General features: G+C 37.3%; 14 protein-coding genes and 1 riboswitch. Of the genes, 9 read left to right on the forward strand and 5 right to left on the reverse strand.

All coding sequences use genetic code 11. The annotated features are described in order from the left end of the window. The first annotated feature begins 432 nt into the window (after positions 1 to 432). The 6 genes from plsY to B2R82_RS12325 all read left to right on the forward strand — a co-directional run bounded on the left by plsY (position 433) and on the right by B2R82_RS12325 (position 5,837). On the forward strand, positions 433 to 1,035 hold the full coding sequence (gene plsY / locus B2R82_RS12300) for a glycerol-3-phosphate 1-O-acyltransferase PlsY (RefSeq protein ID WP_286925137.1): 603 nt from the start codon (positions 433 to 435) through the stop codon (positions 1,033 to 1,035). 19 nt (positions 1,036 to 1,054) lie between these two features. After that, positions 1,055 to 1,345, forward strand: coding sequence for a HesB/YadR/YfhF family protein (locus B2R82_RS12305; protein ID WP_286925138.1), 291 nt, complete (start codon positions 1,055 to 1,057; stop codon positions 1,343 to 1,345). 139 nt (positions 1,346 to 1,484) lie between these two features. After that, positions 1,485 to 3,047, forward strand: a complete 1,563-nt coding sequence (locus B2R82_RS12310; RefSeq protein ID WP_286925139.1) for a spore germination protein — start codon at positions 1,485 to 1,487, stop codon at positions 3,045 to 3,047. Between the two features lie 14 nt (positions 3,048 to 3,061). After that, on the forward strand, positions 3,062 to 4,264 hold the full coding sequence (locus tag B2R82_RS12315) for a Ger(x)C family spore germination protein (protein WP_286925140.1): 1,203 nt from the start codon (positions 3,062 to 3,064) through the stop codon (positions 4,262 to 4,264). Positions 4,265 to 4,268: 4 nt separating this feature from the next. Further along, positions 4,269 to 4,502, forward strand: a complete 234-nt coding sequence (locus tag B2R82_RS12320) for a hypothetical protein (RefSeq protein ID WP_286925141.1) — start codon at positions 4,269 to 4,271, stop codon at positions 4,500 to 4,502. A 21-nt stretch (positions 4,503 to 4,523) separates the two neighbouring features. Then, positions 4,524 to 5,837 (forward strand): GerAB/ArcD/ProY family transporter, encoded by a 1,314-nt coding sequence (locus tag B2R82_RS12325; RefSeq protein ID WP_286925142.1) that lies wholly within the window; start codon positions 4,524 to 4,526, stop codon positions 5,835 to 5,837. 44 nt (positions 5,838 to 5,881) lie between these two features. Here B2R82_RS12325 and B2R82_RS12330 read toward each other — a convergent pair whose 3' ends face one another. The 3 genes from B2R82_RS12330 to metA all read right to left on the reverse strand — a co-directional run bounded on the left by B2R82_RS12330 (position 5,882) and on the right by metA (position 10,904). Next, a complete protein-coding gene (locus tag B2R82_RS12330; RefSeq protein WP_054770758.1) occupies positions 5,882 to 6,436 on the reverse strand; it encodes a TetR/AcrR family transcriptional regulator in 555 nt (184 codons plus the stop codon). A 159-nt stretch (positions 6,437 to 6,595) separates the two neighbouring features. Beyond that, positions 6,596 to 9,763 (reverse strand): bifunctional cytochrome P450/NADPH--P450 reductase, encoded by a 3,168-nt coding sequence (locus tag B2R82_RS12335; RefSeq protein ID WP_286925143.1) that lies wholly within the window; start codon positions 9,761 to 9,763, stop codon positions 6,596 to 6,598. A 205-nt stretch (positions 9,764 to 9,968) separates the two neighbouring features. Beyond that, entirely contained in the window at positions 9,969 to 10,904 is a 936-nt protein-coding gene (gene metA / locus B2R82_RS12340; RefSeq protein ID WP_286925144.1) for a homoserine O-acetyltransferase MetA, read from the reverse strand. 125 nt (positions 10,905 to 11,029) lie between these two features. After that, positions 11,030 to 11,140, reverse strand: a riboswitch (SAM riboswitch). Between the two features lie 194 nt (positions 11,141 to 11,334). On the opposite strand from metA, the gene B2R82_RS12345 reads away from it, so the two are divergent. Beyond that, positions 11,335 to 11,706 carry a nucleotide excision repair endonuclease gene (locus B2R82_RS12345; RefSeq protein WP_286925145.1) on the forward strand — a complete coding sequence of 124 codons (372 nt, stop codon included), beginning with the start codon at positions 11,335 to 11,337 and terminating at the stop codon, positions 11,704 to 11,706. Between the two features lie 50 nt (positions 11,707 to 11,756). On the opposite strand, the gene B2R82_RS12350 is transcribed toward B2R82_RS12345, so the two are convergent. Then, on the reverse strand, positions 11,757 to 12,539 hold the full coding sequence (locus B2R82_RS12350; RefSeq protein WP_286925146.1) for a TrmB family transcriptional regulator: 783 nt from the start codon (positions 12,537 to 12,539) through the stop codon (positions 11,757 to 11,759). A gap of 124 nt (positions 12,540 to 12,663) precedes the next feature. Between B2R82_RS12350 and B2R82_RS12355 the strand changes: the two genes are divergently transcribed. Then, a complete protein-coding gene (locus B2R82_RS12355) occupies positions 12,664 to 13,434 on the forward strand; it encodes a TSUP family transporter (protein WP_286925147.1) in 771 nt (256 codons plus the stop codon). A gap of 243 nt (positions 13,435 to 13,677) precedes the next feature. Continuing rightward, the gene (locus B2R82_RS12360; protein WP_286925148.1) at positions 13,678 to 15,105 is read left to right on the forward strand and encodes a serine hydrolase domain-containing protein; all 1,428 of its coding nucleotides are present in this window, start codon (positions 13,678 to 13,680) and stop codon (positions 15,103 to 15,105) included. Between the two features lie 560 nt (positions 15,106 to 15,665). Here the strand turns inward: B2R82_RS12360 and B2R82_RS12365 are convergent. Then, positions 15,666 to 15,983 (reverse strand): YbjQ family protein, encoded by a 318-nt coding sequence (locus B2R82_RS12365; RefSeq protein ID WP_286925149.1) that lies wholly within the window; start codon positions 15,981 to 15,983, stop codon positions 15,666 to 15,668.

The following is a 15,983-nucleotide window of genomic DNA, read 5'->3' on the forward strand; positions in this document are numbered from 1 at the left end:
GGCTAAAACAAAGATAGCTCGTGAAGGTTTTCAATTTTTCATGCAGAAGCATTTGATAGCCACTTGAATAAGAGTGGATATGTATGAACAACTAAGTGGGTATCTTCTGTCAGACTGATGATTTATACTAGCATTTCCATGAAATTTAAGATAGACTTCTATTCTACCAAAGGAAAGGATGATTGACAAAATTGCCATTTTACCTATATTTTTAGAAAAGGCTTGTCTTAATGCAAGGATACTCGTGTCAAATAGCCTAACCTAATCATTATACATATCGAAACCCTTGAAAAAATAGTTTTCTTTTGTATTGAATTCAAGGAACGTCATGAAATCTCCTTCATGCCGTTGTAGATTATCAAGAAAAAGTGTAAAATACTTGTTACAAACTATTAGTACCAAGTGATGAATTACAATGAAAGGAGTCCAACTATGGTAAATGGACTTATTATTTTATGTGCTTATCTAATTGGCTCTATACCTTCTGGATTATGGATAGGCAAAATATTTTATAAAACTGACATTCGTGAACATGGTAGTGGTAATCTGGGTGCCACGAATACCTTCCGTATCTTAGGAAAAACAGCAGGAATTATCGTAACCATTATGGATGTCTTAAAAGGGACAGCGGCTGTATTGTTAGTAGCACTACCGATATTTTCCGAAGTCTCCATACACTCGTTAATTCTTGGACTTATAGCGGTTATTGGTCATATGTTCCCTATTTTTGCAAGCTTCCGCGGAGGGAAGGCCGTAGCGACATCTGCTGGCGTTCTCTTAGGATATACATGGCCATTATTTGTCTTACTTTTTATTACGTTTATTGTAACGTTAAAAGTCACAAAGATTGTAAGCTTAACTTCCATGATTGCCGCTTTAGTAGCACTAATTTATTCAATCATTTATTATTTTGTTACAGGTGATTTTGCGTTAACTATTTTAGTCGCATGTTTGTTCACCTTTATTATTTATCGTCACCGCGCAAATATTGGCCGCATTAAAAATGGGACCGAGCCAAAGGTGAAATGGCTGTAGCAAAGAGAGGAGCATTCTAATGAATATTGCACTAACAGATGAAGCCCTAAATTGGTTTAAACGAGAAATGGAAGTAGAAACAGGCGATACCATTCGTTTTTATGCAAGATACGGAGGTTCCAGTCCATTTCATGAAGGCTTTTCTCTTGGTATGACTCGTGAGGAACCAATCGAGATTGGTGTCAAAACAGAGATTGACGGGGTTACCTACTATATTGATGAAAAAGATGTATGGTTTTTTAATAACCACAATCTCCATGTAGATATTGATGCTACAAACGATGAATTAAAATATGATTATCGTAAATAAAGCCGTGTTTCCTTTCGTTTATTACGAGAGGAACACGGTTTTTTTATTTTCCCACAATATAAATTCCTACCTTTGTTTATCTATACAGATATTTGTCCATTCTATATGTAGTAAATGCACACTTGGAGGAGGAAAGTAAATGTCCGTTTCAAAAAGTACAGATGCCTCCCAATCAAATTCCAACAATGAACTTCTATATAGTTCACTTTCGAGCAATGTCAAACTGATTCGAAACACACTTGGAAATAGTAATGACCTAATTATACGAGAAATTACGATTGGTAAAGCTGAAAAGCACACAATCGCAATTGTTTATATGGATGGCTTATCTGATAAAACAACCATTTCGGATACTGTTATTGATAAGCTCATGCTCGATCTGGTTGAAGTAAATGGCTCAGAAACAGATATAGAAACAATTCATCAATATATAAGAGAATCTTGTTTGACAGCCGGTGATGCAAATAATATTTCTCATTTCCCAGCATTGTATACCGCGATTTTAAATGGCAATACGGTTATCTTATTAAATGGATGTACTTTTGGTATTGTAACAAGTACAAAAGGTGCTAGAGATCGAGAGGTTACAGAGCCATCAACAGAATCTGTGATTAGAGGTCCAAGAGAATCCTTTACTGAAACATTACGCACAAACACTGCCCTTATCCGTCGAAAAATTAAAAGTCCTAATCTTTGGATAAAATCTCGTGTGGTTGGAGAGGTAACGCAAACAGATATAGCTGTTATGTATATAAATGGTATTGCCAATGACAAAATAGTGGCTGAGGTACTGGCACGCATAGATCGTATTAACATTGATGGCATACTAGAAAGTGGCTATATTGAGGATTTTATTCAAGATTCTAAACTCACAATATTTCCAACAATTTATAATTCTGAACGACCTGATGTTATTGCTGGAGAATTGTTAGATGGGAAAATTGCTATTCTAGTGGATGGTACCCCCTTCGTATTGGTGGTACCCGCTTTATTTACTTCCTTTTTACAATCTGCTGAGGATTACTATCAAAATTGGATCGTCAGCTCACTTATTCGGTTATTAAGATTTTTAGGAATAAGCCTTGCGTTGGTGGCACCATCACTCTATGTTGCCATTACCACCTTTCATCAGGAAATGCTTCCAACCGCTATGCTTATTAGTATTGCCTCCCAACGAGAAGGCGTTCCTTTCCCTGCAGTGGTTGAAGCACTTATTATGGAAATTGCCTTTGAGGTATTACGAGAAGCAGGTCTTCGAATGCCGAGAACCATTGGACCTGCTGTATCCATTGTGGGAACCTTAGTCATTGGTCAGGCAGCCGTTGAAGCAGGCATTGTATCAGCTGTAATGGTAATTATCGTAGCTTTAACAGCGATTTGTAGTTTCCTGTTCCCTGCCTATGGCTTATCTAATACCATTCGGGTTCTACGTTTTCCATTAATGATTGTAGCAGCAATGCTAGGTTTATTTGGTGTTATGTTTGGAATTATGATCATTATCCTACATTTATGTAGCATTCGCTCTTTTGGTGTGCCGTATTTAAGTCCATTCGGTCCACTAATTTTAAAGGATCAAAAAGATGCGTTAGTATTATTTCCTCGAAGAGCGCTATTGACTCGACCACGCTTAGTCAGTCAAAAAAATAATGTTAGAGGTCATAAGTATTTGGATACGAAAAAAAGAAATAAATCTAATGTATAAATGAGGAATGGCACATGTCAAAATTCAGCTTAATTTGTTTCCTCCTCATTCTCCCTTTACTACTAAGTGGTTGCTGGAGTAAGCGTGAACTAAATGAATTAGCAATTGTCGTCGCATTAGGGGTGGATAAGGTTGATGATGAATATGAATTATCAATTCAAGTGGTAGATCCTAGTGAAATTTCTACTAGGCAGCCATCTACTGGACGAACTCCTGTCATTACCTATCACGCAACAGGAGAAACCATTTTTGAAGCTGTTCGAAAAATGACAACTTTAGCAGCTAGGAAACCCTATTTTTCTCATCTTCGGATAGTTGTTATCGGTGAGGAATTAGCGAAAGAGGGAATAAACGAAGCGCTGGATTTAATTTCTAGAGACCATGAATTTCGAAATGATTTTGATGTCATCCTCTCTCATGAGGCATCTGCTAAGGACGTTTTAAGTGTGTTAACACCGATTGAAAAAGTACCCGCCAATAAAATGCTAAATTCTTTGAGAGTGTCCGAAAAAGTTTGGGGCTCCACCATTTCAATTAATATCGATGATTTAGTCAATACTTTAAACAACAGTGAAAAAAGTGCCATCCTATCAGCAATTGAAATACATGGCGATACAAATTTAGGTATGGACCAAACAAATGTCAAAAGAGTGAAAACTCCAGTACTGTTAAAGTATGCGGGCTTGGCTATCTTTAAAAAAGATAAATATATCGGACTTTTAACAGAAGATGAAAGTAGAGGTCTTAGCTTTATTAATGACAAAATAGAGAGCACCATTGAAATTATCGCTTGCACAAAAGGAGGTACTCTGTCAACCGAAATTACCAAATCAACTAGCAAAATAAAAGGTAATTTTAAAAAGGGCTCTCCTCAGATAAATGTGCATATTGACGTGGAACAAAATGTTGGAGAAGTTGAATGTAATATGAAGCTTTCTAACAATAAATCCATTAAATATATAAATAAAAAAACGGAGGAAATTATTAAACAACAGGTTGAAAATACAATCAGAAACGTTCAGCAAAATTATCAAGTAGATATTTTCGGTTTCAGCGAAGTACTCCATCGTTCAGATGCAAAACAATGGAAAAAAATAAAAAAAGACTGGGATACAATTTTCCCTGAACTTCCTATTAAGGTTGAGGTTCATGTAAATACACAGGGATTAGGAACCATGCAAAACTCATTATTGCATAAATCCAAAAAGGAGGAGTGAGGTCATGGTAATGACACTATTTATCCTTGTTATTTCGTCTATAATTGCCTTTGCTTTTATCCCACAATTAAAGAAAAAGAAAGAAACGAAAACCATCATTATTTTTTCAGTTATTTTAATATTTGCTACTGCAATCAATATTGGCATCGCATTAAAGCTTAAGATTCCAAGTCCGCTTAACCTTATCACGTTTATTTTTTCACCCATTAGGAATCTAATTGTTTCACTTACAAAATAAAAAAGAAGGGGGTTGCTCATAATGGAAAAAGAAATCATTAGTTCAAGACAATTTATGATCATCACCCTTCTCTTTTCTATTGGAACTGCCATTTTAATTATTCCTGCAAATATAGCAAGTGAGGCAAAGCAGGACGCATGGATTGCCGCAAGCATCGGAGTCGCAATCAGCTTACTTTTAGTAAAGCTATATATTTCTTTAGGAAAACGCACACCTAACCTTACATTCATTGAGGCAAACGAAAAAATACTTGGCCGTATTTTTGGGAAATTTACGGCGATTGGCTTTATACTCCTTACCTTTCTTTCCTCAGGTGAACTATTATATTTTATTGGCATTTTCATGAAAACAGAGGTAATGCCAGAAACACCTACAATGGCATTTGCATTGTTATTTAGTATCATCATTGTGTATGCTGCTTTTCTCGGAATTGAAGTTTTTGCTCGCTCTGCAGAGATTCTATTCCCTTTTTTTATCCTGATTTTTATCGTATTTGCAGTTTGTATCACACCTCAAATTAGTTTCGATAATGTTCAGCCAATCTTGGAAACACCTAAAAAATCAATTTCGTTTAGTATTATTCGCTTTATGAGTATTTTTTCTTTTCCACTTGTTGTACTGCTAATGCTTTTCCCATCTACTGTGGATGTCCAAAAATCTGCACAAAAGGGATTTTACATTGGAGCAATTATTGGTGGTATTGTCTTAATTATAATAATTACCCTGTGTATACTTGTGCTTGGTCCTTCAAATACCGCCTCTCGCACCTTCCCTAGCTATGCACTGGCGCAAAGAATTTCAATCGGGAACTTTTTACAGCGTATTGAAATTATTATGGCTGGTATGTGGATTGTATCCATTTATATTCGAACTTTTATGTATTTTTACGCATCAGTCATTGGTGTAGCGCAGTTATGTAAGATACAGGATCATCGTCCACTTATTTTACCATTTGGTTTATTAATGATTGGTCTTTCTCAAATTATTCATCCTAATATTGTTCATTCCAATGTCTACAATAATGAAATTTGGCCTATATTTTCTGCGATATTTACCGTTATTTTACCGTTAACGTTGCTGATCATTGCGAAAATCCGCAAAATAGACGGGAATTCACAAGGTGAAAATAGCAATGAAATTCAAACAAATAACAAGAATCAGGCGCAGCAAGATAGTGAGAATAACAGCCATAATGCTTCAGAGGGTGATAGTCATACAGAGAGCGATTCTAAAAATGACGCACAAGATGAGAATAAACTTGAACTAGAAAGCCAAAAAGGTAATAAGCCAAATGAAAATGATGTAAAAATTGATCAAGATACAAATGACCATTAAAAAATGATGACCTTAAAAATTAGCCAGGTCATCATTTTAATCATTTATTTCGCCTTAATCCCGTTAAACACTGTTTCCATAATTAACAATGCAGCTGAGTTTTTGGCGATATTCCCCTCCTGTACTTGCTGCCACATCGTAAATAGGAGTGAGTATAAGACATTAAGCATCCATTCACTAGTCATATCCTGACGTAAATAACCTTGTTTTTGTAATTGGATAATTGTCTGTCTAATCGGCTCCTTAAGCTGATCCTCAGCAGCCAAAAGTTCGGAACTGTAATTCACAGAGCATTCATGTGCAAGAAAATAAATTTTATCTCCTAATGGAATTAAAGCCTCAACAAGTCTCGGGATATAGGATTCCAGCTTTTCCTCATCCACTGGTATTTCATTCATGGTTTCGCTGACAACCTGAACAGCTCTGAAACCTAATTGCAACATTAGTTGTTCCCTGTTTTCAATATAGCGGTGTAATGTAGCGATACCAATACCAGCATAGTTAGCGATGTCGGTTAAGGATGCTGTCGGCTTTTCGACGAGGAGCTCTGTAGCTGCATCTAATATAGCATGAAGCCTAGCCTCTTTTGCGTTTTTCATCATGCTTCACTTCTTTCCAAAAATAAGGTGAATACTAGATAGTGTATACTACCAATTGATACAATTGTAGAATACAGGACACTGGAATTCAACCTACTTGCCCATCGTGAAGGCTGTTCTTACAAGGAAATAAAACATTTTGCACTGCTATGAATACCACTACCCATTCTGAACCCAGACATCCTTCACATACTTTCTGTTATGCTGATGCTGCTCTAACCAATCTATTGCCTCCTTCTCTCCTACCCCTTTTTTAGATTGATAAGTCTGCTGTAGCATAGCTTCTACAGCTGGTGCCATATGATTACCATCTCCACAAACATATAATTGTCCATTATTATTTAACATTTCGATGATATTTGAGGAATATGGCTCCATTACTTGCTGCACATAAGCTTTCGGAGTTCCTTCTTTACGGGAAAATGCCGTGTGTAGTGTCACAATTCCATCCTTTTCAAATTGCTCAAGCTCCTCACGGTAAATAAAATCAGCCTCATTTCTACAGCCGAAGAATAGATGTGCTTGCCCAAGGGGAATTCCTCGCTTTTTCATGGCAGCGCGAGCCTGTAAAAAACCTCTAAATGGTGCTACGCCAGTTCCAGGTCCAACCATTATAATCGATGTAGTCGCATCCTCTGGCAGCTGGAATCCTGAATCAACTGAGCGTATAAACATTACTAGTGACTCCCCTGGTTGACACTGTGCCAAATAATTTGATGCTACGCCATGATAGTCCCCTCGACCACTCCAGGCTGGTTCCCTTACGACACCTACTGTAATGCTTAGGCGTTCAGGATCTTCCTTTGGTGAACTAGAAATAGAGTAATATCTAGGCTTTAAAGGAGGTAGTAAGGCTATAAATTTTTCAAATGGTAATTCACAGGCTTCGTACATTTCAAGAAGCTCTAGCATGGATAACCGTTTATTTAATACCTGCTCCTTATAAATATCTTCTTGTAATAAATGCTCTAATTCACGTTTATGTGGCGGACACTCTGTATAAACCGCTAGCTCTCGTATTTGTATACGACTAGCAGTCTCCTGCAATTCAACACTAGTGGCAAGCACCTCGTATAAGCTAACCGGATAATCTGTAGGAAGATGCAACCCATTTCCATTAGACGAAATGATTAGCTGATCATTGGCATTCAATTTAAATCGACGAAGAACTCGATGGATGAGCTTGCTGCTATTTTTGGGTATCACGCCAAGGTGATCTCCCTCCTGATAGCTTAATTCCTTTGGCAGTGCAATTTCAATATGACGTGTACTTCGGTCACTATTGGCTGATTGAAGCTCTTCATTTTTTATAATCGATGCATAACGGGCACCGTGTTTTAAAGCAAGTGGTACCGTTGCTAAGCCTTTTACAACTTGAATGGACAATTTTGTTTGTTCTAGTAGCATATTGTCATCTAACGTTAAATCATATGTCACTTTCATGGTTCTCCACAGTTGTTCTCGCCAGTTCTCCAATTGCTTTTCAAAATCTGCACTTACGTCCGCTTCCCCATGTGGCAAAATTCTTGTAGCCCCTTTAATGGCAAGCTGTTCATCTATCGTTTGAGGGACCTTTTGATACGTATAATGCCAATTTCGATCTCCGCAGCCAAACACAGCATAATTTATTCCTTTTAGACTATTCTCATTACTATTCTCTAGCCATGCAAGAAACTTTCGAGCGTTTCTTGGGGGATGACCATTATAAGAAGAGCAAACAATTAGTACAGCGCCCTCTTTAGGTAATTTTCCAGCATACTCATCTAGCGTAGCGACTTCACTTCGAATACCATACAGAACAGCTTCATCTGCTAACTGTTTGGCAATTCTTTCAGTAGTCCCTAAATCAGAACCATAGAGGATTAGCAAAGACATTTTTGCATTCTCTACACTAGTCTTTGGTAGAGGATACATTTTTTCTTGTCGCTGAGGTGCTACTGTCTTTTCCGGATCAATTACTCGATTACGCTGCTTTACTCGAATTTTAAAATCACCTGGCTTTATCGTTAGAGTTTGCTGTATTTTTAATTGATAATTGTCATAATCGATTAATTCAAAACGCTGTAAAATCATTCCTAATACCAATGTTGCTTCATGAAGGGCAAATTGCATGCCGATACAGGCACGCTGACCATTGCCAAACGGTTTAAAGGCATGTGTAGGAACATTCTGAGAATCTTCAAAGCGCTCTGGATAAAATTGTTCCGCATTTTCACCCCACGCATTTTTATCACGATGAAGCTGTGGCAGAAGGACACTGATATTGTCACCTTTTTTAATCAGGTACTTGTCGCCAATGACAGTATCCTCTTTTGCATAAAGCTCAAAGCCAGGTGCTGTCGGCCATAATCGTAATGATTCATTTAAAATTAGGCGAATGTACTTTAGCTGTAAAATCTGTTCATATGTCGGTGTTTCTTGAGTCAAGATTTGATCAACTTCAGCATAAGCCTTCTCTAAAACTTCAGGATGCTTGATTAAAAAATAGAGTGCAAAGGACAGCAATCCGCTAGTCGTTTCATGTCCGGCTATCAAAAATGTGATGATTTGATAACGAATATTTTCATCGCTCAGTGTTTCTCCTGTGTCTGGATCTTTTATATTTAACATGCGGCCTAGTAAATCTATCTGCTCTTGTGTACCTCTTGCCTTTCGCTCCTCAATAATTTTATCTACTAATGTAAACATTGTTTCAATGTCTTCGTTAAATTGGCGCCTTGTGCCAACCATCATCAGATTTTGTATCTTTAATCGAGAACTTTTTAACATAGCTTCATTTAAAGCACGGACCATGCTCATAATAAAAGGGCTATGTGTTTCTCTATAAAAGCTATTAAAGCGATAATTGAAGCCACAAAGTCCAATTGTATCTAGCGTCAATCGTGTCATATCCTCAGGGACATCAATTTCTTCCATCGGATTTAAGCGTTCCCATTTTTGTATCAGCTGTGTGCTAATATCTATCATCATCGAATGATAATCTTTCATAGCATGTTTACTAAACGTGGGAAGTAGGATGTTATGAGCCTTTTGCCAATTCGGTTCAGTTGTTCTGCTTGTAAATAGACCATCACCGCCAAAAGCACGAACATTTTCCAACTCACTATATATCTGTTTATCAAAACGAGAAACATCACAAACATCAGCTACCAATTCATGACCAGATATTACTAAGCTAGTATAACCTGGAATTTCTAATCGATATATCGGCCCATACTCTTCTGCAAGCTTACAAAGTGATAATGTTGGCTGCTCTTTATCGATTAAAGGCAAATGGCCAAGTGGACCAAATGTTTTTGGTTTTGGAACATCCTCTACACTAATCATCATGAATCCCTTCTTTCAGTAAATTTAAAATGATAGTTAAATCTATCATTTGATAAAATAATATACCATGCATTATGTAGATTCAACTTTATAGAAATTGTAAAAGGAAAAAATGGCAGTATTTGTGAACAAAGAGTGAAATAGCAAAAGCCCAACCTCTCACTCTAATCAGTTGAGACATTGGGCTTTTGAACCTTAAATTTAATTAAATATGATATTCAATTTCATCAACGAAATCCCATTCATATGGTGTTTCCTGATAAACATAGTAATTCAACCAGTTTGAGAATAACAAATGGGTGTGGGCACGCCATGTATTAATGGGCTCATTTGCTGGGTCGTCATTCGGGAAATAGTTCACCGGGACAGCAATGTCTAACCCTTTCGCAACATCTCGTCCGTATTCATCTGCTAAGGTTGTCGCGTCATATTCAAGATGACCTGTAATCATAATGTTTTTATTATCCTTGGACTGCACAATAAATACACCAGCTTCCTCTGAATAGGACAGTAAACGTAAATCAGGGTGATTGCGTACTTCATCGATTGAAACAGATGTATAACGAGAATGTGGTGCTGTAAATAAATCACTAAAGCCACGCACTAAGTCCACTGTTAAATCTGTAATAACATGCGAGTAAACCCCTGAGCATTTTGCTGGAAGTTCAACCTTCCCGATCCCATAATGATGATATAAAGCAGCCTGTGCCCCCCAACATATATGTAGAATCGATGTAACGTTTTTCTTAGACCAATCCATAATTTGTGAGATTTCCTGCCAGTAATTCACCTCTTCAAAAGCCATTTTCTCTACAGGCGCTCCCGTAATAATCATGCCGTCAAAGCGGCGATGACGAATTTGTTGGAAAGTTGTGTAAAAAAGCTGTAAATGTGATTTACTAACATTTTTTGATTCATGTGTTGCTGTATTTAAAAATGTAATATTGACCTGCAGTGGAGTATTCCCGAGTAAGCGCAGTAACTGCAGCTCTGTCTTCTCTTTCTCAGGCATTAAGTTTAAAATTAATATATTTAATGGACGAATTTGTTGTGTTTTCGCACGATCCTCTTCCATCACGAAGATTTTTTCCTCTCGTAAATGTTCTCCAGCTGGTAAGTTCTTTGGAATATTAATTGGCATCTTGCATTCCCCTCTCTTTTATTTATAAATGTGTTAATCGTAATGATTACAATGACACTTTTATGAAATTAAAAAATCCCCCTCATTCCATGCGAGATAGAATGAGAAGGACTTTACCACGTTCACTCTTATCTCTCAAAGGAAAAACCCTTTGCTGGAATTAGCACCTTTCTAACATTTGTTAGAGGTTGCTGAAGCGTCATCGGGCCAAATCCCTCAGCTTCTCTTGATAAGATTATTTAATTAAAATGAATTGTAACATGAACAATTAAGAATATCAATAAAACATAGAATATTTCGTCATTACAATGCATGTTCAGCTCAATTTTGATGAACACTAATTATCATAGCAACATATGAAATTTTATGGTAAACATGCTGTAATTATGTTAACATATACCTTTAGTAACAGAGAGGAACGTGAACTAGCTTGATTAAAATTGAATTTCCGAAACCAGATATAGTCATTCGCCAGCGTGAGCAGGATATAAAACCTGGAGATGTACCCATTACACCATACCACGGGTTTATTGACTTCCATAAAATCACACGAGACAAAGGTGGCATTTTCTTATTTTACAATGAGAAAAATGAGCTTTTATTTGTCGGTAAAGCACGTAAAATTCGTCAACGTATAAAAAAGCATTTTGAAGACAATGTATCGCCTATGAAAAATCATCGTCAAGAAATTTTCAAAATTGAGGTATATGAAATCGAAGATCCGATGGAACGTGAAATTTACGAAACATATGCCATTAATGTTTTCCGTTCTAAATATAATGTTGATAAAGTATTTTATTAAAAAAGAATCTGCTTGCCTCTTAAGTATTAGGCAAGCAGATTCTTTATTTTTTACTCTACAAAAAATGCCTTTCGTTCTTTCGTAATCCATTCCTCAAGCTCATGATCATCTCGTCTTAGTAGACGATTAATAAGGACGTCATGCCAAATATAATCTTCTAATAAATAGATGTGAACCGGATCATTTGTAATAAAAGCGGTTTCAAGATTTGAAGGAGAATGTCCATAAATCATCTCTTGCCCATCGATAGACAAGATAAACCAATGGGGAGTGGAAGATTTTTTTGTATAATAGGTCATTCGATGCCTATCAATGGATGACACAGGCTCATCCACGTATAGCGTAATACCATGTACAGCGACCTGTTCAGCCACCTCATAAATATCCTCTCGTAATGCTTCATACATCTCTTCCCACATAGAAAGAAGTACTTTTTTCTCAGCTTTTTTTAATAATGACTGACAATAATTAATAATGGTCTGCCTGCCTTTTAGCATTAACACTTTAGGCTCCGCTTCCTGCTCCTTAGATTCTAATTTCTCTAATTGATCACTAATAGACGTAAAATTCGATTGCCAACGCTGCTGTATTTGCTGCAGAAACATCTCAACAGGAATGGAACAATAAGTTGTTTGATCAACAGCTTCCTCTTTTAGCACTAATCCTTTTTCAACGAGTACATCCAGAATGTCATAAATTCTTGCTCGAGGAATACCAGAATTTTTGCTGACCTGATAAGCACTAATATGGCTCTTTTGTACAAGTGCTGTATAGGCCTTTGCTTCATATTCTGTAAATCCTAGCTCTTTTAATTGGGCGATTAATTCATCCATCCAATCCCTCCATTTCCTTTATTATAGAATAATTTAACGAATAGAAGCCAATGAAAAAAATATCTTTACAGAGAAACGAAAATTAGTTACTATTTCAGTAGTAACTATGTAATGAGGTGTCAACATGTTTTTTGAAGTAGATGTAAATGTAGTAATTTTATTGATCGCGTTTGGGTTTCTCGCTGCTTTTGTAGACTCAGTGGTTGGCGGTGGAGGCTTAATCTCATTACCTGCTCTGTTGTTTGCGGGTTTAAATCCTGCAGCAGCGGTTGCAACCAATAAGCTAGCAGGTACCATGGGTTCATTAACCTCTACAATTTCCTTTTATCGTTCAGGACAGCTAGACATTCGTTCTGTTTTAAAATACTTTCCACTAGCCTTTGTGGGGTCATTGTTTGGCGCATGGACTGTGCATTTAATCAATCCCTCTCTACTCAAGCCAATCATGCTCATAATGCTTGCAGGAGTAGCCGTTTATACAATTTTTAAAAAGGATTGGGGCTCTGTATCCGCTGTCAAAACATTATCGCCTTTGCACTTGGTTTTATTTATGTTTTTGCTATTTAGTATTGGCTTCTATGATGGATTTCTCGGCCCAGGTACAGGATCATTCTTAATCTTTAGTTTTTTACTTGTTGGCTTTGACTTTTTAAAGGCAGCAGGTAATGCAAAGTTTTTAAATTTAGCAAGTAACTGTGCGGGTCTTTTAATGTTCATCTACTTAGGACATGTTCATTTTGCCTATGGATTCATAATGGGTATCGCTCAAATTGCTGGTGCAATGGTGGGTTCACGTGTAGCCATTAAAAAAGGTAGCGGTTTTGTACGGGTTTTATTCATCATTGTGACCATAACATTATTAACAAAAAATGCATATGATTACTTTGCTCATTAATAAACATGAAAAATGCCATGAATGTATAATGATAATAAAGTTATGAATTTTGATTAATAAAAGCTAAGAGCCTTACTACATTCTACGTAGCAAGGCTCTTTAAAGTTGTTTAATTTAAGTGTAACTCTTCACAATTACTTGATATTATATAGGTGAATAGAAAGATAAATGAAAATTTAGTCTAGCAGTTGCAAAAGTAGGTTTTTATATTATTCCCTTATAATTTTTCAAAATGGAGGATTTATGAAAAAGATTATTGTTTTTGTATTAACGATATTTATATTATTCTCAGGATTCGTAACACAAAGTTATGCGTTGTCAGATTCGAAATCTGCGGCAATACAAGCGTTGCTAGATGATGCCAGTCGTATATCAGGTGTGCCGGGAATGTCAATCTCAATACTTGCTGATGATGAAGTGCTCTACTTTTCTTCAGGGTATGCAGACCGTGAAAAGGAGTTGTCTGCAAGTGAAAATACACTCTATGAGTTAGCCTCGGTTAGTAAAGCTTTTACCGGTATGGGTATTATGCTGTTGGAAAAGCAAGGGCTGCTCTCAATGACTGACCCTGTCCAAAAATATTTACCTTGGTTTACGTTAAAGTATCAAGGGAAACCTGTTGATATGCAAAGCCTTACACTAAATAACTTTCTTCACCATACCAGTGGTCTAACAAATATTAGGCATACTCAAAATATTCCACAAGGCAATACACCGGATATGTTGCAAAAGACTGTGGAAATGCTCGTGGATGCTGAATTGGCGTTTCCTCCCGGTGAACAGTATACCTATGGAACCGTTAATTATGACATATTGGGTTTGGTTATTGAGATGGTGTCGCAACAAAGCTATGAAGACTTTATGAGGGAACAGGTATTTCAGCCGTTAGGTCTTCATCAGACGTATGTTTATAAAGAAGATGCTCAAGCCACTGGACAGTTGGCGCAGGGCTACCGTTCTACCTTTTTTATGACAACTCCATTTAATGCTCCGGATTATGCTGGGAATAAACCCGCAGCCTACATCATTTCTAATACAAAAGATATGGCGCGTTGGATGGGCATACAGATGGGTATCGTGCAGGACATACCCGAAATATTTCACACGGTTATCGAAAAATCACATAGGGGTGATATGTCTGTTTCGGCTGTCAACGATATGTATTATGCGGCAGGCTGGTCGGTAAACGCCGACCAAACGATTATAGAGCACCCAGGGGGCAATCCCAATTTCGGAACTGAAATGGTCATACTGCTAAATGAACGAACAGCCATCTGCTTGCTGACCAATGGCGCAAATATCAATAGAAGCATGGTACTAAAAGTTAAAGATATATTAGATGGCAATCTAACTCAGTCATATGAAATAAGCGGCACACAGCTTTTGGATATCGTTTTGTCGTCTATCACAATTATTCTTTGCCTATTGGCCGGTTTGCTATTTCTCTTAGGATTACGCAGAATGAAAACGAATGAGCGGCAGCCAATGACAAAAAAGAGAATAATCGTAACAGTTATTTTCCTGATCGCTACGATTGCCCTGGGTATACTGTGCTGTGCTTTCGATTGGTCAACGATACTTATTTGGCGAACATATAGTGTTCTTACAGCTTTGATTTCGTCAGCATTATTAACAGCAAGCATTACATGGTTTGTATACACTCACCGGTAAAATACCTCGCTCCCAAGATAAGCATAATGTTAAGTAATTAAATTTCAATTTATCGGTACGCTTAATTTGACAAACATAAGACACTTCGGAGTCTTTTTTAATATCATCGACAATTTTCCACACAGTGAATTTTCGTCCACGGTATTTTTCTAAATCAATTTTGCCTCGGCCTAATTGCGTCCGGATTCGGCTTTGTGCTTAGGCCTGCGTGATACAGGTCAGTTTGCCATTATCGCATGGATGCGATGATACATCCTTTATGAACTCCTTTTCGATTCCGTGCCATCCCCAGGGGCTTTAAGCCAACAAATGTTTTTTGTGCGAAAGCGTAGTGCAACGCAGCGGCAGCAACATGATGTTTTTTGTGCGAAAGCGTAGTGCTAACGTAGCGGCAGCAACATGATGTTGGTCACTCAGTTGTCTGTTGTTGTTGTTGCTGTCGCTTCGCTTTCGCACAGATAAAACCGTGTTGCTGTCGCTTCGCTTTCGCACAGTAAAGAATTGAATTGCTAATGAAGATAAAAAGGACTCCAATCTCGTTGATTGAAGCCCTTCATTATTTATTTCTTTAATTTTACGGCTGTTCCATACGCTAATACCTCTGAGGTACCTTCCATTACAGAGGATGTCGAAAATCTTACCCCTACAACGGCATCTGCGCCTAGTTCTTTGGCTTCTTCCTCCATTGCACCAGTTGCTATTTCTCGAGAACGGACGAGCATTTCTGCATACTCCTTCATTTCTCCACCAACAATATGACGAAGTCCTGCCACCATATCACGACCAATATTTCTTGATTGCACAGAATTACCTTTTACTAAGCCAATTGTTTCTACTATTTCCTTCCCTGCTACAGCATCTGTTGTTGAGAGTAGCAT

The sequence above is a fragment of the Lysinibacillus sp. UBA6686 genome (assembly GCF_002455205.1).
In the GTDB taxonomy this organism is placed as follows: Bacteria; Bacillota; Bacilli; order Bacillales_A; family Planococcaceae; genus Lysinibacillus; species Lysinibacillus pakistanensis.

Bases quoted from the DNA above. Each gene is read 5' to 3' on its own strand.
- metA (WP_286925144.1), bottom strand. From the start codon at position 10,904: ATGCCAATTAATATTCCAAAGAACTTACCAGCTGGAGAACATTTACGA.
- B2R82_RS12365 (WP_286925149.1), bottom strand. From the start codon at position 15,983: ATGCTACTCTCAACAACAGATGCTGTAGCAGGGAAGGAAATAGTAGAA.
- B2R82_RS12310 (WP_286925139.1), top strand. From the start codon at position 1,485: ATGTCCGTTTCAAAAAGTACAGATGCCTCCCAATCAAATTCCAACAAT.
- B2R82_RS12355 (WP_286925147.1), top strand. From the start codon at position 12,664: ATGTTTTTTGAAGTAGATGTAAATGTAGTAATTTTATTGATCGCGTTT.
- B2R82_RS12360 (WP_286925148.1), top strand. From the start codon at position 13,678: ATGAAAAAGATTATTGTTTTTGTATTAACGATATTTATATTATTCTCA.
- B2R82_RS12335 (WP_286925143.1), bottom strand. From the start codon at position 9,763: ATGATTAGTGTAGAGGATGTTCCAAAACCAAAAACATTTGGTCCACTT.
- B2R82_RS12330 (WP_054770758.1), bottom strand. From the start codon at position 6,436: ATGAAAAACGCAAAAGAGGCTAGGCTTCATGCTATATTAGATGCAGCT.
- B2R82_RS12320 (WP_286925141.1), top strand. From the start codon at position 4,269: ATGGTAATGACACTATTTATCCTTGTTATTTCGTCTATAATTGCCTTT.
- plsY (WP_286925137.1), top strand. From the start codon at position 433: ATGGTAAATGGACTTATTATTTTATGTGCTTATCTAATTGGCTCTATA.
- B2R82_RS12315 (WP_286925140.1), top strand. From the start codon at position 3,062: ATGTCAAAATTCAGCTTAATTTGTTTCCTCCTCATTCTCCCTTTACTA.
- B2R82_RS12350 (WP_286925146.1), bottom strand. From the start codon at position 12,539: ATGGATGAATTAATCGCCCAATTAAAAGAGCTAGGATTTACAGAATAT.
- B2R82_RS12325 (WP_286925142.1), top strand. From the start codon at position 4,524: ATGGAAAAAGAAATCATTAGTTCAAGACAATTTATGATCATCACCCTT.
- B2R82_RS12305 (WP_286925138.1), top strand. From the start codon at position 1,055: ATGAATATTGCACTAACAGATGAAGCCCTAAATTGGTTTAAACGAGAA.